The organism is Streptomyces sp. NPDC004721 (genome assembly GCF_053601495.1).
In genome coordinates this window covers 1-26,964 of sequence record NZ_JBSGBZ010000081.1, presented here as the reverse complement: position 1 = coordinate 26,964, position 26,964 = coordinate 1, and the positions used below count along the sequence as shown (strand labels likewise).

23 protein-coding genes and 5 pseudogenes are annotated in these 26,964 nt (G+C 67.9%); 20 read left to right on the top strand and 8 right to left on the bottom strand.

Annotation, left to right across the window (positions count from 1 at the left end; genetic code table 11):
* Positions 1-220: 220 nt before the first annotated feature.
* Together ACWEK3_RS38500 and ACWEK3_RS38495 are read left to right on the top strand one after the other, a co-directional pair.
* Complete coding sequence (locus ACWEK3_RS38500) at positions 221-694, top strand: N-acetyltransferase family protein (RefSeq protein ID WP_453251860.1); 474 nt, start codon at positions 221-223, stop codon at positions 692-694.
* Between the two features lie 127 nt (positions 695-821).
* Positions 822-992 (top strand): annotated as a pseudogene (locus tag ACWEK3_RS38495) (Ku protein); the annotation flags it as partial.
* Positions 993-1,168: 176 nt separating this feature from the next.
* On the opposite strand, the gene ACWEK3_RS38490 reads toward ACWEK3_RS38495, so the two are convergent.
* Positions 1,169-1,936, bottom strand: coding sequence for a hypothetical protein (locus ACWEK3_RS38490; protein ID WP_453251859.1), 768 nt, complete (start codon positions 1,934-1,936; stop codon positions 1,169-1,171).
* A 78-nt stretch (positions 1,937-2,014) separates the two neighbouring features.
* Positions 2,015-2,331, bottom strand: a pseudogene (locus ACWEK3_RS38485) (hypothetical protein); the annotation flags it as partial.
* Positions 2,332-3,419: 1,088 nt separating this feature from the next.
* Between ACWEK3_RS38485 and ACWEK3_RS38480 the strand changes: the two are divergent.
* On the top strand, positions 3,420-5,444 hold the full coding sequence (locus tag ACWEK3_RS38480; protein WP_453251858.1) for a TerD family protein: 2,025 nt from the start codon (positions 3,420-3,422) through the stop codon (positions 5,442-5,444).
* A 262-nt stretch (positions 5,445-5,706) separates the two neighbouring features.
* Positions 5,707-6,454 (top strand): annotated as a pseudogene (locus ACWEK3_RS38475) (vWA domain-containing protein).
* A gap of 363 nt (positions 6,455-6,817) precedes the next feature.
* On the opposite strand, the gene ACWEK3_RS38470 reads toward ACWEK3_RS38475, so the two are convergent.
* From ACWEK3_RS38470 to ACWEK3_RS38460, 3 genes are read right to left on the bottom strand one after another with little or no spacing between them, the layout of a single operon-like run.
* Positions 6,818-7,093, bottom strand: coding sequence for a hypothetical protein (locus tag ACWEK3_RS38470; RefSeq protein WP_450546186.1), 276 nt, complete (start codon positions 7,091-7,093; stop codon positions 6,818-6,820).
* Complete coding sequence (locus ACWEK3_RS38465) at positions 7,093-7,281, bottom strand: SDR family NAD(P)-dependent oxidoreductase (RefSeq protein WP_453251857.1); 189 nt, start codon at positions 7,279-7,281, stop codon at positions 7,093-7,095. The genes ACWEK3_RS38470 and ACWEK3_RS38465 overlap by 1 nt, the downstream gene beginning before the upstream one ends.
* The gene (locus ACWEK3_RS38460; protein ID WP_453251856.1) at positions 7,259-8,059 is read right to left on the bottom strand and encodes a sulfite exporter TauE/SafE family protein; all 801 of its coding nucleotides are present in this window, start codon (positions 8,057-8,059) and stop codon (positions 7,259-7,261) included. The genes ACWEK3_RS38465 and ACWEK3_RS38460 overlap by 23 nt, the downstream gene beginning before the upstream one ends.
* A gap of 85 nt (positions 8,060-8,144) precedes the next feature.
* Here ACWEK3_RS38460 and ACWEK3_RS38455 point away from each other — a divergent pair, with 85 nt between their 5' ends.
* From ACWEK3_RS38455 to ACWEK3_RS38405, 11 genes and pseudogenes are all read left to right on the top strand, one after another.
* A complete protein-coding gene (locus ACWEK3_RS38455) occupies positions 8,145-8,912 on the top strand; it encodes an AraC family transcriptional regulator (protein WP_450546188.1) in 768 nt (255 codons plus the stop codon).
* 63 nt (positions 8,913-8,975) lie between these two features.
* Positions 8,976-9,155 (top strand): annotated as a pseudogene (locus ACWEK3_RS38450) (ISAzo13 family transposase); the annotation flags it as partial.
* Between the two features lie 301 nt (positions 9,156-9,456).
* Positions 9,457-10,809 carry an ATP-binding protein gene (locus ACWEK3_RS38445; protein ID WP_453251855.1) on the top strand — a complete coding sequence of 451 codons (1,353 nt, stop codon included), beginning with the start codon at positions 9,457-9,459 and terminating at the stop codon, positions 10,807-10,809.
* Positions 10,806-11,240, top strand: coding sequence for a roadblock/LC7 domain-containing protein (locus ACWEK3_RS38440; RefSeq protein ID WP_450546192.1), 435 nt, complete (start codon positions 10,806-10,808; stop codon positions 11,238-11,240). Before ACWEK3_RS38445 ends, ACWEK3_RS38440 begins: the two co-directional genes overlap by 4 nt.
* The gene (locus tag ACWEK3_RS38435; protein WP_453251854.1) at positions 11,237-11,608 is read left to right on the top strand and encodes a DUF742 domain-containing protein; all 372 of its coding nucleotides are present in this window, start codon (positions 11,237-11,239) and stop codon (positions 11,606-11,608) included. The genes ACWEK3_RS38440 and ACWEK3_RS38435 overlap by 4 nt, the downstream gene beginning before the upstream one ends.
* A complete protein-coding gene (locus ACWEK3_RS38430; RefSeq protein WP_450546196.1) occupies positions 11,589-12,185 on the top strand; it encodes a GTP-binding protein in 597 nt (198 codons plus the stop codon). The genes ACWEK3_RS38435 and ACWEK3_RS38430 overlap by 20 nt, the downstream gene beginning before the upstream one ends.
* Positions 12,182-13,420, top strand: a complete 1,239-nt coding sequence (locus ACWEK3_RS38425; protein ID WP_450546198.1) for a cytochrome P450 — start codon at positions 12,182-12,184, stop codon at positions 13,418-13,420. Before ACWEK3_RS38430 ends, ACWEK3_RS38425 begins: the two co-directional genes overlap by 4 nt.
* Before the next feature lie 129 nt (positions 13,421-13,549).
* A complete protein-coding gene (locus ACWEK3_RS38420; protein WP_450546200.1) occupies positions 13,550-14,635 on the top strand; it encodes a polyprenyl synthetase family protein in 1,086 nt (361 codons plus the stop codon).
* The gene (locus ACWEK3_RS38415; protein ID WP_453251853.1) at positions 14,632-16,230 is read left to right on the top strand and encodes a labda-7,13-dienyl diphosphate synthase; all 1,599 of its coding nucleotides are present in this window, start codon (positions 14,632-14,634) and stop codon (positions 16,228-16,230) included. The genes ACWEK3_RS38420 and ACWEK3_RS38415 overlap by 4 nt, the downstream gene beginning before the upstream one ends.
* A 90-nt stretch (positions 16,231-16,320) precedes the next feature.
* Positions 16,321-17,643 (top strand): cytochrome P450, encoded by a 1,323-nt coding sequence (locus ACWEK3_RS38410; protein WP_453251852.1) that lies wholly within the window; start codon positions 16,321-16,323, stop codon positions 17,641-17,643.
* Entirely contained in the window at positions 17,640-18,635 is a 996-nt protein-coding gene (locus ACWEK3_RS38405) for a terpene synthase family protein (RefSeq protein WP_450546206.1), read from the top strand. The genes ACWEK3_RS38410 and ACWEK3_RS38405 overlap by 4 nt, the downstream gene beginning before the upstream one ends.
* 826 nt (positions 18,636-19,461) lie before the next feature.
* Here ACWEK3_RS38405 and ACWEK3_RS38400 read toward each other — a convergent pair.
* Together ACWEK3_RS38400 and ACWEK3_RS38395 are read right to left on the bottom strand one after the other, a co-directional pair.
* Positions 19,462-19,566 (bottom strand): annotated as a pseudogene (locus ACWEK3_RS38400) (PHB depolymerase esterase); the annotation flags it as partial.
* A gap of 62 nt (positions 19,567-19,628) precedes the next feature.
* On the bottom strand, positions 19,629-19,976 hold the full coding sequence (locus ACWEK3_RS38395; RefSeq protein ID WP_453251851.1) for a PHB depolymerase family esterase: 348 nt from the start codon (positions 19,974-19,976) through the stop codon (positions 19,629-19,631).
* A 549-nt stretch (positions 19,977-20,525) separates the two neighbouring features.
* Here ACWEK3_RS38395 and ACWEK3_RS38390 point away from each other — a divergent pair.
* Positions 20,526-20,948, top strand: a complete 423-nt coding sequence (locus tag ACWEK3_RS38390) for a CBS domain-containing protein (RefSeq protein WP_388729738.1) — start codon at positions 20,526-20,528, stop codon at positions 20,946-20,948.
* A gap of 751 nt (positions 20,949-21,699) precedes the next feature.
* Complete coding sequence (locus ACWEK3_RS38385; protein WP_453251850.1) at positions 21,700-22,371, top strand: hypothetical protein; 672 nt, start codon at positions 21,700-21,702, stop codon at positions 22,369-22,371.
* Between the two features lie 661 nt (positions 22,372-23,032).
* Here the strand turns inward: ACWEK3_RS38385 and ACWEK3_RS38380 are convergent.
* A complete protein-coding gene (locus tag ACWEK3_RS38380; protein WP_453251849.1) occupies positions 23,033-23,218 on the bottom strand; it encodes a GNAT family acetyltransferase in 186 nt (61 codons plus the stop codon).
* Between the two features lie 410 nt (positions 23,219-23,628).
* Between ACWEK3_RS38380 and ACWEK3_RS38375 the strand changes: the two genes are divergently transcribed.
* The 3 genes from ACWEK3_RS38375 (at position 23,629) to ACWEK3_RS38365 (ending at position 26,197) form a co-directional block, all read left to right on the top strand.
* Positions 23,629-24,717 (top strand): PP2C family protein-serine/threonine phosphatase, encoded by a 1,089-nt coding sequence (locus ACWEK3_RS38375; RefSeq protein WP_453251848.1) that lies wholly within the window; start codon positions 23,629-23,631, stop codon positions 24,715-24,717.
* Between the two features lie 11 nt (positions 24,718-24,728).
* A complete protein-coding gene (locus ACWEK3_RS38370; protein WP_453251847.1) occupies positions 24,729-25,103 on the top strand; it encodes a helix-turn-helix domain-containing protein in 375 nt (124 codons plus the stop codon).
* Positions 25,104-25,882: 779 nt separating this feature from the next.
* On the top strand, positions 25,883-26,197 hold the full coding sequence (locus ACWEK3_RS38365) for a hypothetical protein (protein WP_402693308.1): 315 nt from the start codon (positions 25,883-25,885) through the stop codon (positions 26,195-26,197).
* Positions 26,198-26,964: the final 767 nt, after the last annotated feature.

Genomic DNA, 26,964 nt, shown 5'->3' with positions numbered 1-26,964 from the left:
TCGTCGGTCAATGTCACCTCGGCCACCGGCCGTCCCCTACGCGCCACGCGGACAGCCTACAAATATTCATCGAACTTCAGGCGCAGAACACTAGGAGCGTGGGTCAGTAACGGGCAGGTGTCAGGGTGGTCGCGGTCGGCGTGATCGATTGCGGTCGCGCGACGGTGCCTGGCTGAATCTGAGATGCTCTGGTCAGTCCTGCCGACGACCAGGAGGCGCCGTGGCGATCAGGGTCCGTCTATTCCGCCCAGGCGATGCTCCACGGATCGCCGAGATCGTTCAGCGATGCCTGCGCGACGTGAACAGCCGCGACTATCCCCAGCACATCATCGACACAATGTGCGCGCACTTCACGGCCGAGCGGTTCATCGAGCTGTCGGCAAGCCGCCTCATCTACGTGGCCGAGGGCGACGGGGTGGTCGGCACCGTTTCCCGGGAAGGCAACAAGGTCTACACGATGTTCGTCGATCCCGACTTCGCCGCGCAGGGGATTGGCCGTCAACTCATGCGACAGGTGGAAGTCTCGGCCGTGCGCGACGGGTACGACCACATGGAGACCGGTGCGAGTATCACCGCTCACGGCTTCTACCTCAGACTCGGGTACACCGATGTCCGCACGAGCGAAACCGAGTTCGGTCTCAACTACATCCTCCGCAAGACACTGCCACCAGCCCAAGCAGCCCGCTCGCTGTAGCCGACGGCCTGGGCCAACCGCCAAGGAACGTGTCCGTAGGCCCGCGCAGCGGGCGCCTGGCCGTGCTCGTGCCGGGCCGTGACGGGGCTTCTAGGCTGGTAGTGCTCGGGGCCCCGGAGGTCTGCCCATGCCCGCGAGCATCTGCAACGGCGCCATCTCGTTCGGGCTGGTCAGCATCCCGATCACGGTCCTGAGCGCGACCGAAGACCACAGCGTCCGCTTCCGCAGGATCCACACCCCCGACAACGGTCTGGTGCGCAACCGCTACTGGTGCGACGCGGAGGACCGTGAGGTCACCTTCGGAGCACCTCCGCCCGCCAGGTGCCGTCGGGGCCCGGGCCTTGAGCTCGGCGTGGGCGCCGGCTTCCCGTGCGACGCCCCATCAGGCATCCTGGGCCCTGAATGAGACGCAAGACGGCCCTGCCGGTTCGCTCGGCCCGGGGCGGGCCGAGCGGACCGGCAGGTGCCGGGTTGTCAGCGCACGTCGACGTAGTCGCCCGTGGCGCTGACCGCCGACGTGGTGGAGGTGCCCGCGAAGGACCAGCGCCAGTAGCCGTCGGCCGAGGCCGTGACCGTCGTCGACAGGTTGCCCGTCGAGTTGGTCTTGACCGTCTTGACGGTCGTGTAGGTGCTGGTGCCCGCCTTGCGGAACTGCAGCTTCACGGGCTGGTTGGTGTAGCCCGCGTAGGTGCGTTTGTCCCAGTTGGCGCGGGTCAGCTTGCCCGTGACCTTGAGCGACTTGCCCTTGGTCACCGGCTCGGGCCCGGCGTCGACGCTGAGCTTGCCGCGGCGCAGGACCCGGTGGGTGATGGCGCCGCCGTTGTTGTAGAGATCGCCGTCCTTGGACTGGAGCTGGACGACCACATTCCACGGACCCGCGAGGGTGTTGCGGGGCACGCCCCAACCCGAGTCGAGCTTGAAGGTGAGCTTGCAGGTGGAGGTGGTGGTGCTGCTCGCGGTGCACGTCGGGGTGCCGTGGTACGACCAGTAGTTTTCCCCCACCTCGCGCTTGATCTGGAAGAACGCAAGCTTGCTGCTGATCCCCGAGTCGTCCGAAGCCGTCACCGAGATGGTGAACGACTCGGTCTGGGAGGTGCCGAGGACGATGGGCTTGCCCCCGTTCACAGACACCTTCTGGATCACCACACCGGTCTCCACGGCGTACGCGGCCGGAGCGGTGACAGCGGAGGCAGAAAGGGCCAGGACGCCGGTGAGTACGGCGCCTATGGATATTGCGCGCAATGAATCCCCAATGTGTCGAGCCGTCCCCGGCCGTGTGAATCCCCCGGCCGCAGACTTGGCAGGTGACGTGAGAATACGTCACCCGCGCGGCTCGACCTCAGCGGTGTACGGGCCGCCCAGGCCCCACGCCTGGTGCATCGCGTCGGCGAAGGCGGCCGCGAGCCTGTGCTCGCCGGAGGTGTTCGGCTGGGTGCCGTCGTACGTGTCGCCGGTGGCGACCCCAGCCGTCGGGGCGGGAGGCGAGCAGCAGGGGCGATCGAGGGGGTGTCGAGCTCGGCGACCGCCTTCGGGAGGAGTTCATTGAAGCGGTCGACCTCGGCCGCGAAGGGCGCGTCGGACATGGCGCGTGCGTTCGGGATGACCGGGACCAGAACGGCCTGGAGCTGCGGATTGGCCGCGCATGGCCCGCGCACTCCACGAGCAGACGGCCCCGGTCGACAACGCGCGCGCCGCTCGCTGAAACTCCCCAGCCGTTGAACATCGGACCGAGTGAGACGACGAGTAGCCCTGGCGGTTTTCTAGGGTTCTCATCAACACGGACTACCGCCTCTCGGTAGACCTGTCAGGACGGGGCCGGCGTCAGATCCCGCTGGCTCGCCCGGAGCAAGGTGGGCAGCGACCGCGGCGGAGCCGCGGGCGGAGACTGCCGGGCAGCGCGGGCCGTCAGCTCACGATGGACCGCCGCAACATTGCCCTTCCAGAACGCCAGCAGGCGACGCACCTCCGGAGTGACCGTGAAGCGGTCTTTGCTTTGAGCCCGTGCCCCAGGCTCCGCGGCTGCGGACTCGGCAACGGCCAGCCACCGCCACACCGTGCGCTCCGTCACCTCTAACGACGCCGCCGTCAACCGCACATGTCGGGTCGTCAGTTTCTGGTCCCGCCGCAGGGCGAGCAGCATAAAGCCCCACGACAGCGATCCCGCCTATCAATCTCTCACCTCATGACAGCGCCAGCCCCGCCTTTAAGACCCCACTGACCAGCACCACAACACCCCCGACCAGAACACCACCACCGACTCTCACCACCACCGACACCACACCGAGAGATCGCACGCGGCGCGTAGATCGACGTGATCACGACTCCCGCCACGGGGCCGAGGACGGCAAGATCTGAGGGATTCGGTATACCTTGCATCGTTGACCCACGAAACATGCCCCAATAGCCGTTTGAGCCAAATCAGAGATAACTTGCCCGGTTGCTGAAGTTGTGGGCGTGATGTCGTCATCTCGAGTCCGGCATCCGTCGATGACGTCGCTGCGGTACTGAAGCTCGCGAAGGTGGTGCCGCAGGACGCGGATCAAGTGGGGGACAGCCCTGCTGCGCACCCGGCTTCACGGAACCTCCACGAGCGAGCTCGGTGCGTATTACAGTTTTCTCCGCGCGACTCGTCATCTTGTGTCGCGCAAGGGATAGTTGGGGCGGAATCTTCCGCCTGCCCAAGGTGCGCCGCTGGGGGCTTTGTGCAGGAAATGATCATGCGAATGTGGCCCTGGCGGACCTGAGCGACAGCGTCGGTTCAGTGATCGTCAGTTTGGGCTGGGTCAGCCCTACCGGCGAGGGCGACGCGGATGTGTCGGTCCTGCTGCTGGACGCGAACGGCAAGGTGCGCAGCGACAGCGACTTTTATTTCTACAACCATCCGGTGGCCACTGATGGGAGCGTGCAGCTTCTGGGCAAGACGCCGACGGCGGACGGCAGCGAGGACCGGATCAGCTTCGACCTCACCGCGGTACCGTCCGGGATCGACCGGATCGTCGTCGCTGCGAGCAGGTACGACGGGGCCCGCATCGGTGAGCTGGAGGACGTGAGGATCACGCTGGCCGACGCAGCCGGTGAGAACCTCCTGCGGTTCGCCGTCGATGACGCCGACTCGGTGACGGCGGTCATCTTCGGCGAGCTGTACAGGCGGAGGGAGGGATGGAAGTTCCGTGCCGTCGGGCAGGGCTACGAAACCGGTCTTGCGGGGCTGGCGACGGACTTCGGCGTCGATATCGAGGACGACGCGGCCGCGGAGGCGGAAGCAGCACTCGACGGCACCGAAGCCGACGGGCAGGCGGATACGGCGACTCCGGTGCCGACCGAGGAGCCGGCCCCGCAGGCGACGCTGGGGGCCATCCCTGCTCCTCGCCAGCCTGAGGGCGAGGTTGTCGAGCCGAAGAAGGCGGCCGCTCGCCCTCGCACCGCGAAGAAGAAGGTCACCCTTCCCAAGACGGCCAAGAAGACCCTGGCGGAGAACGACTCCTGGAAGCAGGCCAGGCTCTTCCCGGTCTCGGTAGTCAAGAGCGACCGGGACCGTGAGATGCGTGCCACCTCGGTGCTGCTGTCGGTGATGGCGCAGGTGCCGGAGTTCAGCAGGAGACTCACCGCCGGGTTCGGGGCTCCGGCGGGCCGCATGGAGACGTTCACGGAGGTCTCCCTGCCCCATGGTGACAGCCCGCGGCGCCCGGACGGGGTGATCCGCGTGGAGCGGGCTGGCAAGTTGTGGACCGCGCTGGTCGAGACGAAGACCAACGGCAACGCGCTCAAGGCCGACCAGGTGCAGGCGTACATGGACATCGCCGCGCGCCGCGGTTACGAGGCCGTGATCACGCTGACGAACGACGTCGCGCTGGAGGGCAGCCCGCTCGTCGACGTCAAGATCGACAAGCGGCGCAAGCACAAGGTGGCCCTCTGGCACCTGTCCTGGGCGGAAGTCGCCCACCAGGCGCAGATGCTGATCAGGCACGAGGGAGTGGGCAACGCGGCGCACGCCTGGCTTCTGCAGGAACTGCTGCACTACCTGCAGCACGAGAACTCCGGCTGCCACGGATTCCAGAACATGGGCCCCGCCTGGGTCCCCGTGCGCAACGGGATCGACGACGAAACCCTCTGCCAGGGCGACACACGGGCACTGGAGGTGGTCGAGAACTGGGAACGGCTCATCCGCCAGGTCTGCCTCAGGCTGGGCGGCGAGCTCGGACAAAAGGTCCTGCCCGTCCAGCGCGCCAAGCGCGGAACGGACCCCAAGGAACGACGAAACCGCCTCGCCGACCAGCTCTGCCTCGACGGACAGCTCCAGGCGGAGCTGCGCATCGACGGCACCCCCGGCGTCCTGGCCATCAGCGCCGACCTGCGCACCGGCAAACTGCGCACCTCCATCGAAATCCCGGCCCCCGAGCAGGGCTATCCCCTGAGCTGGGCCAAGCGACTCGTCCGCCGCCTGGCCGAGGCACCGGCGGACCTCCACGTCGAAACCCTCGTCGACAGCGAAACCGGCGGCCGGCGCGGAACACTGGAGCGGCTCCGCCCCGAACCGGCGGACCTGCTCCCCAAGGACAACGGCACCAAGATCATCGGGTTCCGACTGTCCCTGCTCAAGAGCATGGGAAGCGGCCGCGGCAACGCCGAGACCGGCTTCATCCGCAGCGTCGACGATGCCGTACATCGCTTCTACACCACCGTCGTGGTCCACTTGGACGCCCCGACAACACGCAGGACACCCTCCAAGGAACACACCACGACACGATGACACCCGGGCACAGATAACAGCAACGCCATCCCCGCCCACCGCGAGACCGTCCTCTTGCACAAGCCCGCACTCGACCTGCGCAAGAGGACACTCACGCGCCCCGGCACCATGGGCCAGTTGATGGTGGAAGAGGTAGGCCAGAGTGCCGACGGCGATCAGGTCTACCAAGACCAGCAGCACGATGCGCAGAGCAAGCCACACCACTCGCAGTCAAGTAGGCAAACGCTGCACCTACTCAAAAGCAAAGCACCACTATGTGGGAGTGATCTCGACGAATGGCGGTGAGCGCACCGCGGCCATCAGCCTGAACCAAGGTGCAGGAAAGGGCGCCCGATCTGGTCAGCCTGTACAAGGCGGCGGGTGTCAGTGTGCTCAGGCATGGGCTGGAGGAGGTGCGGGCTGCGGTGTATCTCGTGCTGGACCGCTCCGGGTCGATGCGGCCTTATTACCGGAACGGCACCATGCAGCACCTGGCCGAGCAGGTTCTGTCGCTGTCGGCTCACCTCGATGACGACGGCACCGTTCCAGTGGTGTTTTTCTCCACCGACGTCGACGGGTCCACGGACCTGACGCTCGGCGGGCACCGCGGCCGGATCAACAAACTGCACGAGAACCTCGGTCACATGGGACGCACCAACTATCACTGGGCCATGGACGAGGTCATCGACCACTACATGGGATCCGGCAGCCGCTGTCCCGCCCTGGTCATCTTCCAAACCGACGGCGGCCCCACCAGCAAGTTCGCTGCCGAACGCTACCTGTGCAAGGCCGCTCGTCTTCCTTTGTTCCGGCAGTTCATCGGCTTCGGCGACCCCGACGACAACGAGTTCGCGTTCCTGCGCAAGCTGGACACTCTCGCCGTCCCGGCCCGCCGCATCGTCGACAACGCAGGCTTCTTCCACGCCGGCCGCACCCCGCAAGCCATCCCGGACCACCACCTCTTCGACCAACTCTTGCAGGAATTCCCCGACTGGCTGGCCGCCGCCCGCACCGCCGGCACCATGCGGTGAAACATCCATGGTTGTCCCCTGCACCGGTGCGTCGACGGCCACCGTGGCCCACTGGTACGCCCAGCGGGGGCAGCAGCCAGAGGGTGTCGGCATCCGGAGGTGGCCTGCACGGTCGGTCGCATCCACTACTTCGACCCAGAGGCGGTGGAGGCGTTCTGACCGGCCTGGCAGGAGGATGCCGGTACCGGCCATCTCCAGGCCGCTGAACGACCTCCGGGAGACCGCCGGGGGAATCCACGGCGACGGGTGGAGTCGGCCCTGTCGTGTGGCACGGGCAGGGGGATTTTCAGCCGCACATGCCTTGCGGCCGCCAACCGTTGGGGTCGGCGGGCGCAAAGGCAGGCTGTGCGGGATCGACGGCCTCTACGACCGTGTGGTGGTCTTCATCGAGAGCTCCCACAGGCAAGCGGCGTCGGCGCCGTCGAACGCGTCGTCGGCGACTCCTCCGTGAAGGTTGTCCGGATGTAGCGGTTCCGCTTCCTGGCAGTCTTCGAAGTACTGGCCCGTGACGCCTTCGGGGTGCGGGGAGACGGCGAGCAGGACGGAGGTGGCCGCGCTTTGTTCCGCTGTCTTCCAGGGCAGGGCGGGGGCGCCGCTGTCGGCATAGCGGGCGAGGAGTGCTGGATCGACGTGGCGCATCAGTTGGTGCGGACCACGCAGGGCATGACGGCGTTGACGGTAATGCCGTCACCGGCCCAGCGGCGGGCGGCTTCGACGGCGAACATGGTAATGGTCGCCTTGGACGGCCCGTAAGCGGACTGCGGTGCGTTGGGGCGCTGCTCGTAGCAGACGGCCAGATGCCCGTCATCTTGGCAAGAGCATCGCAATGATGACTGCGGCGAGGAGCGCTGTGTAGGCCCGGGCGTGGGTTCGGTCGGCGATCTTTGGTGGTCGGCGGCGCAGCGCAGCGATTACGGGCAGTGCACCGATCAGGAGCACCGCGGCGGCACGGAAGTCGACAGTGCCGGCCAGGTGCGCCTGTACGTGCGCGGTGACGGGAGCTGCGGAGGTGCACAGGGAGACAGCGACGGCCGGGAGCGCGATGGCAAGGGTGAGGGGGTTGGCGAGTGCGATCGCCACCTGCATTGTGTGCCCGGCCCGTCTCATTGCCGGAACCGTCATGACACTGCCTCCCACGCCGAGGAAAGCTGCCACCGCACCGATCGGCGCACCGAAGGCGGTCGGCAGCCGCTTCGGCCCGCCGGTCGTCGTCTCCTGAGCACGAGGGCGTAGGAATCCTGGGCGCAGGAGCAGGTCGGCGAGAGTGAGGGCAACGTACACGACGAACGCCCACCTAACCGGCCCGGACGGCGCGTGAAGCGCGGCGAGCGCGCCGACCGAGGCCCCGCAAGCCAGCAGCAGGACCAGCGTGCTGCTTCCCCTCAGCCTGTCGAGGGTGTGCCGTGGAGTGACGGCCGTCGCGAACCCGGCGTTCACCACCATGACCGCAGCTGAGGTGGCCGTCGCCACTCTTATCGCATCCGAACCGAGGCCGGCGTCCGCCCACATGACGACCGGAACGGTGACGAATCCGCCGCCGAATCCGAACAACACCGTCGTGAGTCCGGTGAGGACTCCAATACCGAGCAATACCGCAACATCCACAGGGGCCACTCCACCAGCTTCAGAGCTGTTCCCGCATGCGATGGTCGGCATCATTCCTTTGATTCTCGGCCACTAAAGTAGGAGGGTGAAGAACGTCTCCCTGACCGATGTGGACCACGTCGACCGGGCCGTCCTACCGATCGGCACCGACTACGCGCCTGGTCATCTGCTGGACTGGCACGAGCACCGGCGTGCGCAGTTCCTCTACGGCGCCACCGGGGTCATGGTCGCCGACACCGCCGATGGCTCCTGGACCGTTCCGCCCGAGCGCGCGCTCTTGATCCCCGCTGCGACCCGGCACCGCGTCCGGATGCTCCAGGTGAGCACCCGGAGCCTGTACATCGAGCCAAAGGCCGTGCCGTGGTGGCCCGCCACCTGCACGGTCGTGGACGTGCCGTCGCTGCTACGCGAACTGCTACTGGCGGCTGTCGAGTTCGAGCCCGACTACGAACTGTCCGGACGCGACGGACACGTCGCGGCGCTCCTGCTGCACGAGATCGCCGCGCTCGCCCCGCTTCCGTTCCACATCGGTATGCCCGCTTCTCCCGACCTCGCGGCGCTCTGCCGCGCCTACCTGGCGGCCCCGGACGTGACCGTCACCAATGCCGCGTGGGCCGCGCGGACGTCCATGAGTGAACGTGCCTTCACTCGGCGATTTCGCAGGGAGACAGCAGAGAGCCCGGCCAGTTGGCGGGCCCGCGCGCGGCTGTTGGCGACACTCCCCATGCTGCGTTCGGCCTCCGTCACCGAAGTCTCGGCTCGGCTTTGCTACGCCTCGCCTGCGGCGTTCACCGCCGCCTTCACCCGCGCCTTTGGCGCACCGCCGTCCCGGTTTCACCGCTCGTCACCGTGACGACCTGCGGAGCCTGTCGCCAGACAGGATCATTTCCGGGAAAGCCTCACTGTGCTCATGTGCAAAGTCGGCACCCGGGACCTACTCGCCCGGCTCTTCGGAGTCAACGGCAGCACTCTCGCCAGGGCCGTTCACCCAGTCCGGTCCCTCCTGGCCGAGCACGGCCACACCGATCCGCCCTCGACGGCCAGGTTGCCCTTGGAACCTGCATTGTGGACGCGGCGTGAAGATGCCACACGCTGATCATCTTATGAGTAACATGCCGGATCGTCTGCTCGTTGTCGACCGGAGCGAAATGCCCTGCTTCCCTTGCTTCCCAGTGTGCCTGGCGTGTCCGTGTTCCGTTTCTGGGCGCGAACCTGCCGCGGGGCAGGCTCCTGGGAGCGCGGAGTTCTGGGAAGCCGGCCGTCCCACGCGGTGGCCTGCAGACGTGCGCGCCTCTTCCTTACCCACATCGCCAGGTCTGCCTGTCGGGCGTGAGCTTCCGCTGTATCGCCCGATGCCGGCCGGGGCCTGGCTCTGACCCTCCGAGGACCCCCTATCCGTGACATCAAATCCCGAAGCTGCCCTTGCGGTGCTGGGTGCGACAACCGTGGCGGGCGCTGTCGCCGCAGCGGCTCTGGCCAGATCTCGCGCGGGCCTGTCGCGTCGCTGTGCGGCGCTAACCCAACAAATCGCGGAACAGAATGAGGCGTTGGCAACCCTCCGGGCCCGCGAGAGTGCGCAGTTCGAAGAACTGCGCCACCTGGTGAACAGTCGGCTGCCCGCCGCCGCTCTGCACTTGATAAGCGATCACCATCCCGTGCCCGACGGCCTGTTGAACGACAACAGCGACTTCGCGGCACAGGCCCAGGCGGCGCACGACCTGTTCGTGGAGACACTGATCGCTGAGCGCGGCCGTATCGACTCCGCCGCCCGAGCAGCACTGCGCGGCGCCTGCACAGCCATCCAGGCCCAGAGCTTCCGGCTGCAGACGCTCATCGACGAGCTGCAGCGCGACTGCCGCGACCCGGAGGTCGTCAGGGAGTATTTCCGTATCGACCAGCTCAACGAGCAGGTCCTCCGGCTGGTGCAGAAAGCGGCCATCGTGAGTGGTTCGTGGCCCGGCCTGGTCCGGCCGGACACCCACCTCCCGGACGTCGTCGCGGGAGCCACGTCGCGTCTGAACGGATTCGAGCGGATCCAGGTCCACACCAAACTGCTGGTCGGCGGGGTGGGCATTGTCGGCCGGGCCGCAGAACCGGTGGCGGTGGCCTGCGCCGAGCTGATGGCGAACGCGCTGGAGTCCTCACGGGGCGACTTGGCGGTGGAGGTCACCCTTCTGCAGACGGACAACGGCAACGTGTGCATCCAGATCGACGACGCGGGCAAGGGTATGACCCGCGAGTCCGTCACGCGCGGCACCCGGCTGGTGACCGGCGAGAATGCCGGCAAGCTGCTGCTCACTGAGCTGGGCGACCCTCCGGCTCTGGGTTTCGCGGCCATCGGGCAGCTGGTCGCCGACCACGGCTTCCACGTGTCCGTCGATCAGGTCTCCCCCTATGGCGGAGTTCGTGCCGTGCTGGCGGTTCCGAAGCATCTGCTGACCACCATCGATGAGCAGGCGGAGCCGCCGTCGGCGATGGCGGCCCTGCCGGCCCCGGCGCCGCGCACGCCAGTACCTCCTTCCGCCGCGGAGCGCGGGGAGGGGTTGCGTGACGTCAGCGCGCCGTCTCCGCGTGACGCCAGCGGGCTGCCCCAGCGCCGCCGCCGGAGCGGATCCTCCCGTGGCCGCTCTCTGACTCGTACGGCTCGACCGGTGGACCCGGATGCGGCCGGCGCCGCATGGGGTGACTTCGAGCAGGCTGTTGCCGCCGGACGTGACGCAACCGACTCTGAGCACAAGGACAAGTCTTGACCCAGTCAACTCTCAGCGAGCAGATACCCGACCCGTCCTGGGTCCTGGGCCCGATCATCGAGATCGGCGTCCGGCATGCTCTGATCCTGTCCGCCGACGGCATCGTCGTCGGAGCCTCGGGCAGCCTCGGCCGCGATGACTCCGAGGGTATGGCGGCCATGGTGTCCGCCCTGCACGGCGCCGCGCGCGCGGCGGCCGTCGTCTCGCTCGAGGCACCCGAGGAGACTCCGATCTCCACCATCACGGTCCAACTCGACGGCTCTGGAACGCTTATGGTCATGCCGGCCGGCGGAGCCAATGCGTTCATCGCCGCTTCCTTCGGCACCGATGTGCCGATGAACATCGTCGCGCACACCCTCGCGCGGCAGGCAAAGAACCTCGGCGAGGCGCTGATGTCCGTACCCACGCGCTCCCATGGCCCGTCATCATGAGCCCGGGCCCGGCGCGACGACTGGTCCCCAGTTACCTGGCCACGGGAGGCGTCAGCGCACCCGAGCACAGCACGCTCGAAGACCTGACGGCGTTAACCGCCACGGGCCGACCCGCGCTGCCCCATCACACGCCCGCCCATCAGCGACTTCTCGACCTGGTCAGTGACGGCGGGCTGACCGTGATGGAGATCGCGGGCTATCTGCGTCTTCCGATCGGCGTGGTGAAGATGCTCGCCGCGCAGCTGGTGTCCGACGGTCTCCTGCGTGCCGCCGCGCCGCTTCCGGACGCCCTTGCTCCCACCGCTCACACCGGACGGCCCAGCAAGGCCCTCCTGGAGGAGGTTATGCATGGGCTCCTCGCCCTCTAGTGCGCCGGTCTACCTGCCGGACTCGAACCACGAACGGGTGAAGATCCTGGTGGCCGGGCCGTTCGGTATCGGTAAGACCACGATGATCCGCACCCTGTCGGAGATTCCGAGCCTCCACACCGAGGAGGTCATGACCGACGCGGCGGCCCATGTCGACGAGCTTGCGGTCGCGGACAAGAAGACCACCACGGTGGCCATCGACTTCGGCCGTCTCACCATCGCGCAGGGGCGAATCGTCCTGTACCTGTTCGGCACGCCCGGGCAGCGGCGGTTCAAGCCCCTGTGGAGCGACTACGCCCGTGGTGCCCTGGGCGCACTCGTCATCGTGGATACCCGGAGACTGGCCGACTCCTTCGAGGTCATGGACCTCATAGAGGAGACCGGCCTGGACTACGCCGTAGCTGTGAACCAATTCCCCGAATCCCCCACCTATGACGAGGAAACCCTCCGCGTCAAACTCGATGTCGAGGACCACACCCCCATGGTCATCTGCGACGCGCGCGACTGGGACTCCAGCCTCAACGCACTGCGAGCGCTGGCCGCCCACCTCGTAACCCGTGCCGGAGACAATCTGTGACGACCGCCCCCAACGCTGTACCGCTGTACGGACCGGAGCATGCCGCCGATCCTCAGCGCAGCTACCAACTGCTGCGAGCACAGGGCCCGGTGGGCCGCGCCGAGATCGATCCCGGCCTCGTCGTGTGGGTGGTCACCGACTACCGGGCCGCTCTCGACCTGTTGCAGGACCCCGGCACCTGGACCAAGGACACCCGGGGCTGGGACACGACGGTGCCGGCGGACAGTCCGGTCAAGGAGCCCCTGCAGTGGCGGCCCAGCCTGTTCTTCGCCGACGGCGAGGAACACGCGCATCTGCGGAAGGTCATCACCGACAGTTTCGCGCTCCTCGACCCCCAGTACCTGCGGGACGTGACGCGCCGTCACGCGGACACCCTTCTGGACGAGTTCGCTCACATGGGACGGGCCGACCTGGTCGCCCAGTACGCCCGTAGGCTGCCGCTCATGGTCCTGAACACTTTGTTCGGCATGCCGGACGAGGGCGCGGACCAACTCCTGTCGGCGATCGAGGCGATGATGAGTACGGTCCCACAGGCCAAGGAGGCGGGCGAGCAGGCCCTCACGGCCTATCTGGGCGGCCTCTACGCCATGAAGAGCGCGCGGCGCGGCCGCGACCTCACCTCCTGGTTCATCGACCACCCGCACGGGCTCAGCCCGGAGGAGGTGATCAACCAGGTACTGATCACTCAGGGCGCGGCCTACGGCACGCTGGCAGGCCTGATCGCCAACACCCTCGCGCAGATCCTCTCCGACGAGCGGTACCGGGGCACTCTCACCACCGGAAGTCTGCCCATCAGGCACGCCATCGACGAGGTGCTCTGGGCGGATCCGCCTCTGGCCATGTACAGCCTCCACCGCGCACGGCGCTCCGTCACGTTCCACGGGCGCGCCATCGAGGCCGGAGAGCCCATCATGGTCTCCTACGCAGCGGTCAACACCTGCCCCCACGCCGGTCAGGTGACCGACGAGCAGCGCTCCGACTACAAGGCACACCTCGCCTTCGCGGCCGGTCCGCACTCCTGCCCCGCCGAGGACATCGTGTTCGTGGTGTCGGTCGCGGCCATCGAGCGGCTGATGGGCAGGCTGCCGGACGTCGAACTCACCGTCCCGGCTGCCACTCTGACGTACCAGCCAGGCCCCATCTATCGCGTCCTCACCTCACTGCCCTGCCGTTTCACTCCGCAGACACCGGATTCACGGAGATCAACGCGGGGTAGCGTCCCCATGTCCGCCTGATCTACATCACCAACACCGACAGCTGACCGACCGCCCCCGGGGTGCAAACCCGGGGGCCGTGTTCTGCCCGGCCACGGGAAAAGGGCGATTTTGCGTGGGATTCTCGCTTCAAGGAAGGTACGTGCATCGATGGCTGGTACCGCGTGGGACACCGATATTCCGACCCTTATATCCGTTCGTGACCATGTAGACGCGGTACTCGAGGACTTCGTCGACGTGCAGGAACGGGCAGCGCTCGGCCCAGAAATGGCACCGCTGTTCACCACTGTCCGCCGGCTTCTCTTCTCCAACGGCAAGCGACTGCGCCCCTTGCTGTGCGTGGCGGGATGGCAGGCCGCAGGCGCACCGGGAGACTCCCACGCGGTCCTTCGCGTCGCCGCCGCCCTGGAGCTGTTCCAGACGTTCGCCCTGATCCACGACGACGTCATGGACGACAGCGATACCCGCCGCGGACGGCCCTCGGCCCACCGCGCACTGGCCGCCGAGTACATGAGCGGCGGTGGGCGGCTCAGCAAGGCGGAGGCGCACGGCCGGGGTGCTGCCGTCCTCCTCGGTGACCTCTTGCTCGTGTGGTCGGACGAAATGCTGGCGGGCGCAGGGCTCGGAGCCCGGGCGCGGGCCCGGGTCCTGCCGCTGGTGGACAGCATGCGCGCCGAGCTGGTCTACGGGCAGTACCTGGATCTGCTGTCGACCGACGGGATGTCCGGGGACGTCGAGGCCGCGCTGCGGGTCGCCCGGTACAAGACGGGGAAATACACCGTGGAACGGCCCCTGCACCTCGGCGTTTCCCTGGCCGGCGGCGATCCGCGGCTGCTGCAGACCTGCACCGATTTCGCCATCCCGCTGGGAGAAGCGTTTCAGCTGCGCGATGACCTGCTCAACGTCTTCGGTGATCCGGTACAGACCGGCAAGCCTGTCGGAGACGACATCCGTGAGGGCAAAGCCACCGTGCTCCTGGCTCTCGCGGTCCAGGACGCCTCCGGGGCCGACCTGAAGCTGCTCAGCGCCCTGGTCGGCAGCCCGGAACTGGGGAGTGAGGACATCGACCGGGTCCGCACCGTCATGGAGAGCACCGGTGCGCGGCAGCGGGTCGAAAAGATGATCACCGCCAGGCGCGACACCGCTCTCGCCACGCTGGAAGAAGCAGACCTGCCCCGGGACGTCGCCGAGACGCTGAGGCAGATCGTATGGATGGCCACGGAAAGGCAGTCATGAGCTCCATATCCCGCCAGGCGACCCCGATACGGGCACGGCACACGAACAGCTACGTGGAGCGGGCCCAGGAGTTGGTGACGTCGGTCGACAACGATCCCTGGGGCAACGTGCGTCCCTCCGTGTATGAGACGGCCCGGGTGGCCTCCTGGGCACCATGGCTGGAGGGACACGAACGCCGTCTGACGTGGCTGCTGGAGCAGCAGTCCGCCGCCGGCAATTGGGGAGAGGGCCCCGCACCGTACCGGCTGCTGCCGACGCTCAGCGCCACGGAAGCCCTCCTGTCCACGCTGCGCCAGGACACGGCCACAGGCGTCTCGCGCGAGCGGCTCGCCGCGGCTGTGGACAACGGGCTCGCCGCGCTGCGGGACCTGTCCAGGACCGGTGGGTGGCCGGACACGGCGGCCATCGAGATCCTCGCCCCCGACCTGGTCATCCTGATCAACGACCACTTGGACCAGCCGGAGGTCGCGGCCCTGCCCCGGCTCGGCCCGTGGGCCCGCGGGCCGCGCCTGGCTCAGCCGCGCGGATTTCAGGCGGCGCTGCCCGACCGCGTGGCCGAGCGGTGCCAGGTGGCCGGCGGTGTGCCACTCAAGCTGCACCACACCTTCGAAGGGGTCGCGCGCCGCCTGCCGCAGATGGTGCCTGGCGTCCCGGGCGGGCTGCTGGGCAGTTCCCCCGCCGCCACCGCCGCCTGGCTGGCCACCGGACCCGACGCGGGCCGGGAACAGGCGGTCACTGCGCTGACCGCCGTGGCGGAACGTTACGACGGTCTTTTCCCGGAGGCCACGCCGATGTCCGTCTTCGAGCGGCTCTGGGTCGCCGCCGCCCTGGCCCGTCCCGGCCTGCCCGCCACCTGTGTGCCACCCGTCCGCGCCTGGGCTGCGGAGATCTACGACGCCGCCGGCGTACGCGGCGCCCCCGGCCTGCTGCCCGACACCGACGACACCGCCATGGCGGTGCTGGTGTCCACCCTCGCCGGCTCGCCCCGCGACCCCTCCCCGCTGTCCGCTTTCGAGGCCGGCGACCACTACGACTGCTATGTCGGCGAGGACACCGGCTCCAGCACAGCCAACGCCCACGCCCTCCAGGCGCTCACCGCCTGGCTGAGCCACCGGCCCACGACAGGTGACGCTCTCCAGGCCCGTATGGACCTGACCCGCGACTGGCTCCTCGCCCAGCAACAACCCGACGGCGCCTGGCGCGACAAGTGGCACGCGTCCCCCTATTACGCCACCGAACGGTGCGTCACTGCTCTCTCCGGGCACACTGGCCCGACCACCCGCGACGCCGTCCGCTCGGCCGCCGACTGGGTACTGGCCGCTCAGAGCGACGACGGATCCTGGGGGGTGTGGGGTGGCACCGCCGAGGAGACCGCCTATGCCGTGAACATCCTCCTCAAGTCCCCGGATCACGCGGGCAGGCCAGAGGCCACCCAGGCCCTGAAACTCGCCGAGGACACCCTGCGCGAAGCCGTCCACTCCTCCGGCCACCACCACCCTGCCCTCTGGCACGACAAGACCCTCTACGCCCCCCAGGCCATGGCACAGGCCGAGGTCACCGCCGCGCTTGAGCTGCTGCAGACACGCCGGCCCTGAACCGTCCCGCCGCCCCTTCAGCCCGGATCACAGACGGAGGCACCAACCGTGAACGCCGACCCGCACGTTCCGCCATACGCTCCAGGGCGTGTGCCGCTCATCGGACACGCGGTGCCTCTGGCAAGGGACCGTCTGGCCTTTCTGCAGCGCCTGCGCGAGCACGGGCCGATCGTGCGTATCTCGATCGGCCCGAAGACCGTGACCGTCATCAACTCTCCCGAGCTCTTGCAGGAGATGCTCACCAGCAAATCGGGGCACTTCAGCAAAGGGCTCCTGTTCGAGAAGCTGAAGCTCTTCGGCAAGGATGCCCTGCCGGTCGCGGAGGGCAGCCGGCACCTGAGGCGCCGCCGCCTGATGCAGCCCGCGTTCCACCACCAACAGGTCGACCAGTACATCCGGACCATGCACACCACAGTCGATCCGATGATCGCGGCATGGCAGAGCATGGGGCCACTGGATCTGAAGACCGAGATGCAGTTGATGACACAGAACGTCGTCATGGGGGCCTTGTTCTCCACCATTCCCGACCGCGACACCGGGCACGCGATCCTCGAGAGCGTCGACACCCTGTTCGCCGCGGCACTCCGCCGTGCCCTGCTGCCACTCCCCCTCCTCGAACGGCTGCCGACCCGGGGGAACCGGCGGGCGCGGCGTGCCCGCCATGTGATGCGTGCTGCTGTGGGTGAGGTCATCGCCGACCACCTGGCGCGGCCGGATGCCCACGACGACATCGTGTCTCTACTTCTGTCCGCCCAGGAGCCGGACGGTACGCCGCTGGCCGACGAGGACATCCTGTCCGAGGTCACGGGCCTGCTCGCGGCAGGTTCGGAAACCACTGCGGTCACCTTGACCTGGCTATTCCACGAGCTGGGCCGTAACCCGGACCTGGAGCGGCAGTTGCACAGCGAGGCCGACACGGTCCTCACGCACGAGCCCTTGACCACGAAGACTCTGACGCGGCTCACGTTCACCCGCAGACTGGTCAACGAGAGTCTGCGCCTGTACAGCCCGGCATGGCTGGTGACCCGTCAGACCACCGAGCCCGTGCGGCTCGGAGCCGTGGATCTGCCGGCCGGGGAGGACATCGTGTGGAGCCCCTACACGCTGCACCGTGATCCCGGCCTGTACCCTGACCCACTCCGCTTTGATCCCGACCGTTGGCTGCCAGAGCGTCCGCAGCCCCCGAAGGGGGCGTTCATTCCGTTCGGGGCCGGAAAGCGGCAATGCATGGGCAACGAGTTCGCCCTGGCCGAAGCGACCCTGATCACGGCCCTCATCGCGTCCCGCTGGCGGCTGCGGCCCGTCCCAGGACCTGCCGTTCGGCCAGTCGGAGCGATCACTCTGCATCCGTCCACGTTGCGCATGACCGCCGAGGCGCGGACGCCCGTGCGCCACCATCGGGAGGCCGTATGACCAGCACCGGCGATGCGGCGACGAATCTGCCTCAGCCAGACTTCACCGCCACGTTCCCCGGTCCGTTCCCCGCGAGTCCGCACGGGGATCACACGGAGCGCCAACTCCTCGGCTGGCTGGAGGAATATCCGCTGCTCCCCTCCGCCAAGGCCAGGAGTGTTCTGGTGAACATCACGAGTCACGGAGCATCGCGTACCTTCCCGACCGCCGACGCGGACGATCTGGTTCTGTTCGCGGAACTCCTGCTATGGCTCACCGCGTTCGACGACGTGCACGGCGAGGGCAACGCCGGCGGCGACCCGGTTGCTCTTGTCGACCGCACCGCTGAGCTAATGCTTGTCCTGGCCGGCGGCAGCCCGCCTCCCCTCATGAACCCGTTCCCCGCCGCCCTGTACAACCTGCTTGCCGGTTTCCGGGCCCGGACCGGCCCGGCCGCGTACCTCCGACTTGCCGCAAGCCTGCGCGACACCATCATGGCTCTGGTCTGGGAGGCACACCATGTGGCGGAGCCGGAGAGAGTTGCGCTCGCGACCTATCTGGAGATGCGTCCGCACACCGTGTTCGTCAGGACGATCATTGCTGCGGCGGAGATTGTCCTGGACTACGAACTGGCGGACGCGCAGCGGGTGCTGGCGCCGGTGCGGCATCTGGAGACCGCTGTGGCAAATCTCGCGGGCTGGGTCAACGACTTGGCCTCCTACGAGCGTGAGGTGGCGCGAGGGCCGGTGCAGCCGTTGAGTCTGCCCACGCTGTTGCGGGAGCGGCACGGCGGAAACCTCGAGGAGGCGTTTGCACGCGCCAGCGGTATGTGCGAAAACGAAGCAGCCGTCGCCCGGCAATGGATCACAAGCCTCGCCTGCGATCCCCCGAGCACGCTCACAGCCCACGCCCGCGCCCTGGAGGGCATCGCCCGCTCCTTCATCTGGCACACCAGCCATGCCCGTTACCAAGGCCCCAAATACGGCGCGGCGCGGTGCGTCCCCTCAGCTTGACGACCAGCGGGTGTGTCGGCGCTCGTACGACCTGGACTGGCTGGTGGTCACCCGGACGCCAAGGCCGCACTCAACTTTCCGTCACCGCATGGGCCTTGGTCCAGACCGGTCGTTGAACCAATGCGAGAGCCGCAGCTCCAAAATCAGCGGAGTCATGAAGGGAAGCCCAACTCGCCATGAAGTTCGCAGCGTTTCCACACCTGGACGAGCGGCAGCGGCGGCTGATGCTGGAAGCGGAGGCTCGGATGCTGGGGCATGACGGGGTCCGGGCCGTCGCGCGGGCGGCCGCGGTGAGTGCGCCAGCAGCGCAGGCCGCAGTCCCGCATCGAGATCCGCCACTCGCTTGCGGTCCCCGGTCCCAGAACTTCGCGGTGTGGTAGCTGGAGCAGATGTAGGTGAGGTAGTAGGCCCCGGTGGTGCCGCACTGGTAGGCGCCCGAACCGGGGTTCACGGCGAGGCCGTGGCCCATGCCGGAGACCGAGAAGAGGGCGACGGCGGGCTTGCCTGCGGAGTCGTTGTAGATGCTCTTGGTGGTCCGCCGGCAGGTTCTGGGTGCTGGAGGCCGTCTGACCGATGCCCCAGACGTCGGTCCATTGGTCTCGCAGTCCGGTGCCATTGGCTGGGACGACGGCGGTGTCGGAGGAGCCCTGCCAGGTCGCGACCCGCGGCCACGGACCGTACCCCGGATAGGAGTTGCGTACCTTGTCGCCCCACTGCTTCGGGTGAGGTTCTGGCTGCTGCACTGGCAACCGGAGGCGGCGGCCTGTCTGGTGGCGCACCATGCGGGAAGTCCGGAGTCGACGACGCCGCCGGCGAACACGTCCGGGTAGTCGGCGAGCAGGTCGGCGGTCATGCCGCCGCCGGCGGACAGGCCGGTCACGAAGATCCGGCCGCGGTCCGAGCCGAACTGCGCCGCGGCGGTGTCGACCATCTGCATGGCCGAGGCCGCCTCGCCCTTGCCGCGGCTGTCCTTGGCGGGGCCGACCAACTGAATCAGAACAGGAGGTTGTTGGCCGCGCTGGTCGGCGGGTAGACCACCGGGAAGCCCCACTGGTCGGCGAACTTCTGCCAGCCGGAATGCGCATGGTGGTCGCTCGCCGACTGACTGCAGCCGTGCAGGGCCACGACCATCGGCACGTTCGCGGGGAGGTTCGCGAGCGCGTACTCGTAGATCGCCAGGTTGCCGGGGTTGGATCCGAAGTTCGTGACCTGCTGAAGGGTGCCGGCGGTCGCGGCGGTCGGGGCGAGGGCGGTGACCGTGGTCAGTCCCGCGGCGAAGCCGCCGATCGCGGCGGCCAGAGCGGTGCGCCTGAACAGTCTCCGCAGAGTGGAGGAGCGCATGGAGGAACTCCCGTAAGTGGTGGGGAGAAGCCGGTGCGACCTGCTGGGGCACCGGTGGTCTGGCATGCCGGCTTACTGGAAGCGGACCGTACGACCGGTCGGCTGACCCACGCCATGTGACGGGAGCCAGGAAAGCGGGAGCAGGCGTGTCACGTATACCCATGACGTCGCCGGTACCGCTATGACATGAGGGCTCCGGCGGTAGGCGACGCCGTGCAGACCGGGCGGTCACCGCTCACTGCACCGGCCGCCATCCGTCAGCGCATGGCGACGGCAGGACCATGGGGAGACGACGTGCAGACCTGGACCTCTCGTCGGACACTGGAGTAAGGGCGGTGGCCGCAGGCGTAGCCGTGCAGCGCGACCCCGGCAGCACCCTCGTTCACGGTGATCGCGCGTCGGCGGCGCTGACGTCCTGCCGAGACGCCATGGATGCCCAAACGGCGCTGGTGAAAGCGCCAGGCAAGAGGAAACGAGGAGAAGTCGGAGGGTGGGCGTGGCCGCCGACAAGGGCCTGGCCAAAGCCCGCACACAGTGGAGAGCCGAACGATGACGACTGCCAAAGACATCATGACCCCTGCAGCCCAGTGGATTCCCCTCAACGAAACGCTGGACCGCGCCGCGCAGATGATGAGGGACCACGAGGTGGGGGCGCTGCCGGTCAGCGACCCGAACAACGACGACCGGATGTGCGGCATCATCACGGACCGTGACATCGTAGTGAAATGCATCGCCGCAGGTCACGACCCCGCGCAGGTGACGTGCGGTGACCTGTGCGAGGGCACGCCGCGCTGGATCGACGCCGGTTCCGATGTCTCCGATGTCCTTCGTGAGATGGAGGACCACCGGATCAAGCGTCTTCCGGTGCTCAAGGACAAGCGCATGATCGGCATGATCAGCGAGGCGGACGTCGCTCGTCACCTCACCGACGACCAGCTCGCCGAGTTCGTTCACCGCGTCTACGCAGGCTGATCCAGGCGGCCACCTTAAACGCGGTTGCTCAGCCGGCGGAGCAGGGACCAGGCGAGGCCGGCCGAAGTGGGGCCGGCGCGGCCGGCCCCGCACCAGTCGGACAGCGCTCACTACATGGCATTGGTACTAGAAGTCATCCGCCCGCAACCAGCGTGAGCACGCCGACACCGACGCACACCAGGTCCGTGACCCGCCACTTCATGATGCACACCACTCACTCCGCGAGCCTGACGACAAAGGGGACACCGCCTCCCCGTCCCGCCAAGCAATCCGCGTCGGCATCGGCTTCCCCACCACCGAGTCCCGCAGGAACAGCGGTGTCGAGCCGGCCATGCTCAGGTAGCCGTTCACACTCCGCGTGAGGGCGAGGCGGTAGACGGGGGTGTCCCCAACCCGTGCGCGTACGGGTAGCCCCTCCCTCCCTGGTCGCCCGGCCCCACTCGCGCCACACCCCTGTGACCAGGTCGAAATACCGGTCGCATGTGTCCGGCGTGGTTCCCATCACCCAGTACCGGATGTCGAAGGTCGCCCAGCCGTCATCAGGATGGTTCAGGTCCTCGGACAGGACAACCCCGCGGTGGAGGCCCGCGTGAGGCAGGTCCGGATGCCGTAGCGCCAGCGACAGTTCCGGGGGCAGCGCACGGAGCGTCTCCGTGAAGTGCCGTAGCAGCTGAGTACGCGCCTCTGCCTGTGCTCTCACCGTTCTCACCCGCATAGGATGCCCGTGATCAAGCGAGAGAAGAGGGCTCCAGTGGGAGAAATACCTGGTGGGCGTGAGGAGTTGGACCGGCTCGGGCGTGCCCTGCGTGCGCAGCTCGTCGAGCTGATCGACAACCTGACCCCTGGCGCCGACCTCGGCCTCCTCTTCCTCGACGAGCCGGTGCGGCGCCGCACGAACATCGCCGATTGGCACGAACCTCTGCGCCACAGCTACTCGGCCGTGTTCCGTGGGGAACGCCCCGAAGGGGTCGGCGCTGCCGACGTCGCCTCCCGGGCTGCCGGCCTGCTCAGCCCGGCCGACTGGGACATCGTGGGGCTGGAGGAGGAGATCGACGGCACGAAATGCACGTACGTCCTCACCGCCCGCCATCCCGACGGCACCCGCATCGAAGTCCGCACGGGCGACTACAACTCGACCGTGCTCTACAGCGGGCAGACCCCCGCCCTGGCCCTGCGCGAGCCCGAGGAGTTCCAGTGGCCGGAGCCGGTCCGGACGCCCGAGACCCTCACACCCGGCTACGTCCTCTGCTACGAGTGTGACGGCCTTGGCGCCTGCCACGGCTGCGGTGGACGCGGCTGGGTGCCCAGCGAGCCCCATGGGGCAGACGCGTTGCCTGCCGCCAGTGCGGCAGGCAACGCGTCTGCCCCATCTGCCGGGGCGGGGGCGAGCTGGCCGTCTCCCAGCTGTCGCCGTACCAGCTGACCTACTACCCCGAACTGAGCCAGTAGCCGCTATGACCTGTTCGAAAGTGAATCAAGGTCGTGCGATGATCACCTCGCTTCGCCACGGTGCAGGCGTGGAAGGACTGGGCGGGCGTGCCCAAGCGGGAGGAGAAGCCGCTTGCGCCGGTGCCGTCTGCGCCGAAGCCGACGCCGGACGTGCCGCTGGCGTTCCCGAACGGTCTGGCCAGCAGCTCCGGCTGATCCCGGACATGCAAGGATCAGCTCCCGTGCCACGGCAGTTCCTCCCCTTGTGGCTGCGTGCGCACTGGCCCCCGGTAGGCCCGCCGCGAGGGCGCCGACGAGACAACGGAACTGCGGGCCTATGGGCTTGCGTACATCTTTGAGGGGTTCTTGACGTGGCTACGAGCCATGGCCCGGTCCGACCCAGTCATGGATCACACCGACCTCCACACCGGCGTCGTGGGCAATATCCTCGGGCGCCACACCGGCGCTCCAGGCAACAAGAACGGCACGTCGGAGTTCCTCCGCACGCGTCTCCAACCCGATCTCGGCAGCCTCCCCGGACGCGGCCATCAACGCAGCCGCGTCCTCGGTAAGCCGTTGGCCCGCCCGGCGGACCGCCAGGCGGGCTTCGTCCCGCGAACCGTTCACCGTCTGCCTCCAAGGGGCCGCGCTGTCGATCAGCGCTGAGTGGACGACCGGGCGAGCTTGATGCTGAGCCACAGCAGGCTCACCGGCATCCCGATGCCACAGGCATCGGCCAGGGCGAGGATCGCCGGTTCGGCGACCGGCAGCAGCAGCTGCCGCAGACCACGCTCAGTCACCGCAGGAACAGAGAAACGGGGCAGCGTGATGATGATCGTCATGACGCACCTCCGCCTGATCGGCACCCGAGGCGCGCCGGCGACGAACATGCTCACTGCCAGGTGCTTCGCACATCGAGTCGAGGCAGGCCGTCAGACGGCGGTGGCGGCACGGTGGCCGCCGGGCGCCTCGGGTGCAACGGAATGGGAGCTGGGACTACTGCTGCAGGAACTCATCCCGTTCACCTCCTCGCGCTCGCAGCGGTCACCTCTATCAAAGGCGCAACACGCCCTCCAGGCATGCTACGACCACGTCACGTATAAGGCGATCGCCCGCCGAAACCTTCCCCAAGAGCCGGGACTCCCGGCCAGGACACGACACTCACGCTCTGCGATCGCACCGAGACTGTCAGCGACGGCCGCTTTCCCGGTGACCGCGGATGGTTTCCGAGCGGATAGTGCGCATTGGAAGGATGAGCCTCGGGCAGCACCCGGCCATCTACGGCAGCTGTGGCAGTCGTGCGCTGGTGGCGAATCCGCTTGCACTGATCGTCGCGATCATCCTGGCGGATCTCCGATCCCCGGAATCCGTCCACCTTGGCCCGCTACTCGTCGTAGCCCCTGCCATCACCGCCTCGTTCGGTGGCTACCGGCTGACTGGACTGATCGGGGCACTGGCGGTGGGCGCCCAGGTCCTCCTCGCTGTACTCCAGGGCGGAGTGGCCACCACCAACCACATCTCGCAAATCATCGCGCTCACGATCCTGTCGGTCTTCGCCGTGATCGTGTGCTTGGTTCGCGACCGGCGGACGGCGGAACTGGCCCAGGTACCGTCCGTCTCCGAGGCCGCCCAAGGAGCCCTGCTGCGCCCGCTGCCCGACCGGCTCGGTCCCCTGCACCTCGCGTCCTCATACCTGGCGGCCGAGAAGGAAGCATGCATCGGTGGCGACCTGTACGCGGTGGCGCGCACCGGGGACCGTACGCGTGTGATCGTCGGCGATGTGAGGGGAAAGGGACTGGCCGCGATCGGGGAGGCGGCCACACTGCTCGGCTCATTTCAGGAGGCCGCCTGCCACCACGCCACGCTGCCCGCCCTCGCGGAGGCCCTGGACCGCAGCGTCTGCCGCTGCCTCACCGGATTCCCGGTGCCGGATGAGGAGGCCCAGGAGCACTTCATCACCGCGCTACTCCTGGAGATCCCCGATCACAGTCCCGTCTCGCGGGTCGTGCACTGCGGGCACCCGCCGCCCTTCCTCAGGCGCGGTCACGTGAAACCCGTAACGAGCTCACACCCGGCACCCCCACTGGGCATGTCGGGGCTGGGACCGGAGACCTACGACACGCATACCTTCTCGTTCCACGCCGGTGACACTCTGCTCCTTTACACCGACGGTTTTATGGAAGCCCGTGACAGCAGCCGAGCCTTCTACCCGCTGCAAGAGCGGGTCGCCCAGTGGGCCAAGAGCAATCCCAAGACACTTGTACAGCGCCTACGGATGAGGAGCGAGAGACGCTGCTGCGCTGGTCACGGCGGGCAACGTCCGCGCAGGCTCTGGCGTTGAGGTGCCGGATCGTGCTCGCGTGCGCTGATGGCGGCTCGAACACCGCAGTAGGAACGGAGCTTGGGGTCCATCCGGTCACTGTGGCCAAGTGGCGTAAACGGTTCGCGGCCGACGGGCTCCAGGGTCTGTCCGACGAGCCACGGCCCGGTCCGCCGCGCACGGTGAGCGACGAGAAGGTGGAGGAGGTGGTCGTGCGGACCCTGGAAACCACTCCGAAGAACGCCACGCACTGGTCGACGCGGGAAATGGCCGCGGCCAGCGGCCTGAGCCAGTCCACCGTCTCGCGGATCTGGCGGACCTTCGGCCCCAAAACCGCATCTGGTGGACACCTTCAAGCTGGACGAAAACCGCTGACGAGATCTTCGAACGCCTCACCGGATATCTGAACCGAATCAAAGACTCAGGACACTAGCATCAGCGCAGATCACCACGCCTCCCGGAGCCCCCGCAGGGATACTCCGACCATGCGTGCCTAACCACGGTCATCACGACGCCTCCTGTCCACCTATGTGGAGGGCTGCCTGGGGTCCTCCCCGCCGTGGCGAGGGTGTTCCGCTGGCCGGCATGGGCTACGGCGACCTCGCCGCGTCGTCCCGGCCAGAACCTCGACTACCGGGCCCGGTCCGATTCTGCGGTAGGTCTCCCCCCTGGTGCGCGCGCTCCGGGACGGTCCGCTTGCGACGAGGTGCGTCGCCGGGCTCGCTAACCCGCTGAACCGGCATTCCGTCACCTCACGAACGCCACTTCGTCGATTCCTTGAAGTGGATCTGAGCGCTTCGGCAAGGTGCACCCCCTCCGCTGTGCAGTTCCCACTGTCGGTGTCGGCGGATCGACGTTTCGACCGCCGGCGCAGGCCCGCGGGGTCGGAACGGGCGGTTCCGTGGTACTCACAGTGCAGTTGAGGGGACCGACGAGCGGGGGCGCTGTGCTGGGCAGGGGTGCGGCCGCGGCGGCGGCGGTGGTCACGGCTGGTCTGCTGGGTCTGATCAGCTGCTCGTTCGAGGGCGGCGGGAGTGCGGTGCCGCCGACGGCCGCGTCGACGGACGCCGTGACCACTTCCGCCGCGTCGCCGTTACCCGACCCAACCACGCCCACCGCCTCCCCCTCGGCTCCCGGCAGCCCGACCCCGGTCCCCGTCGCTGGGCCCGATCAGAAGTTGGTGTCCATGACCGTCACTGGCGGCTTCGCGGGCGTCCACCAACTGGTCATCCTCCGGGGCGACGGCACCGTCTACGCCAGCGAGAAGGGCCAGCCGGTCGTCCGCCGCACCAGCGCGGCCCAGTTCAAGGAGTTGCGTACCCTGCTCGGAGATCCGGCGCTGGCCGACGTTCCCGACTTCACCATGAACATGGGGGCGGTCGACATGTTCCAGTACACACTGCAGTTCAACGGCCGTACGGTCATGACGGACCGCTCCGGCGACGAGCCCGCGCTCGACCGGCTCATTGATGCCCTCAGCGCCTGGCTGTCGAAGAAGTGACCTCGGCCCCCGCGAGCCGTCGCTTCGTCGAAGCCGGTGGCCCGGACGCCGCGGCGTGAACAAGCGCCACCCCCGTGTGGGTGATGACAGCCGCGTGGTCCGGCGAGACGCTCAGCGAAAAGCCAAAGACGCCTGGAGAACCCAGTTCGCGCAGCACGGCTGGGCTCGCGCCTTTCGGCGGCGGACCGCGCCGCCCGGGCCCACCCCGACAGCCACCGTTGGCCGGGGTCACGGCCGCCCATCGGCTCCCTGCTGCCTGACCCCTTGTTCGATGCGACCGTTCGCCGTAGTTAGAGGATGGCCGTGACGTCCTGGCTGGACATGGGCCGGCGCTCCACCCTCCCTGCGACCGTAGCGCCGCGCAGGGTCTTGCCAGCACCTGTGGGGAGCTCGATGGCCGCATCCGGCTCATCCTGCATCTCGTGATGCCCTGCGCGTCCCGGACGCCGACGAGCCACCTCCTGGCAGTCGGCGTGAGAATGACCTGGCCTCTCGTCACTCACGTCAGCAAAAAATGAGCACCACCCGTCAGCGCCAATCGCCAGGTCGCTGAGGCCGCGCCACTGACACTCAGAGCGTTGTGGCAAACCGGATCTTGTTCGAGTGGCAGCGGGTGATCATCTGGACGGAGGTTCGGGTGCGGTCGCGGGCATGAGAGAACGGGCCCCTTGGTAGTGACGCGGTTACGACACCAGCACGACCAAGGAAGCCCGTTGCCTGATCAGTTGAGCAGTATCTCTGCGGATGCGTCCACCGCGGTCACCCCT

Coding starts and splice junctions, on each gene's coding strand:
- ACWEK3_RS38470 (WP_450546186.1), bottom strand. CDS start 7,093: ATGCGCCACGTCGATCCAGCACTCCTCGCCCGCTATGCCGACAGCGGC.
- ACWEK3_RS38435 (WP_453251854.1), top strand. CDS start 11,237: ATGAGCCCGGGCCCGGCGCGACGACTGGTCCCCAGTTACCTGGCCACG.
- ACWEK3_RS38430 (WP_450546196.1), top strand. CDS start 11,589: ATGGGCTCCTCGCCCTCTAGTGCGCCGGTCTACCTGCCGGACTCGAAC.
- ACWEK3_RS38420 (WP_450546200.1), top strand. CDS start 13,550: ATGGCTGGTACCGCGTGGGACACCGATATTCCGACCCTTATATCCGTT.
- ACWEK3_RS38415 (WP_453251853.1), top strand. CDS start 14,632: ATGAGCTCCATATCCCGCCAGGCGACCCCGATACGGGCACGGCACACG.
- ACWEK3_RS38405 (WP_450546206.1), top strand. CDS start 17,640: ATGACCAGCACCGGCGATGCGGCGACGAATCTGCCTCAGCCAGACTTC.
- ACWEK3_RS38395 (WP_453251851.1), bottom strand. CDS start 19,976: ATGCGCTCCTCCACTCTGCGGAGACTGTTCAGGCGCACCGCTCTGGCC.
- ACWEK3_RS38390 (WP_388729738.1), top strand. CDS start 20,526: ATGACGACTGCCAAAGACATCATGACCCCTGCAGCCCAGTGGATTCCC.
- ACWEK3_RS38380 (WP_453251849.1), bottom strand. CDS start 23,218: ATGACGATCATCATCACGCTGCCCCGTTTCTCTGTTCCTGCGGTGACT.
- ACWEK3_RS38375 (WP_453251848.1), top strand. CDS start 23,629: ATGAGCCTCGGGCAGCACCCGGCCATCTACGGCAGCTGTGGCAGTCGT.
- ACWEK3_RS38365 (WP_402693308.1), top strand. CDS start 25,883: ATGACCGTCACTGGCGGCTTCGCGGGCGTCCACCAACTGGTCATCCTC.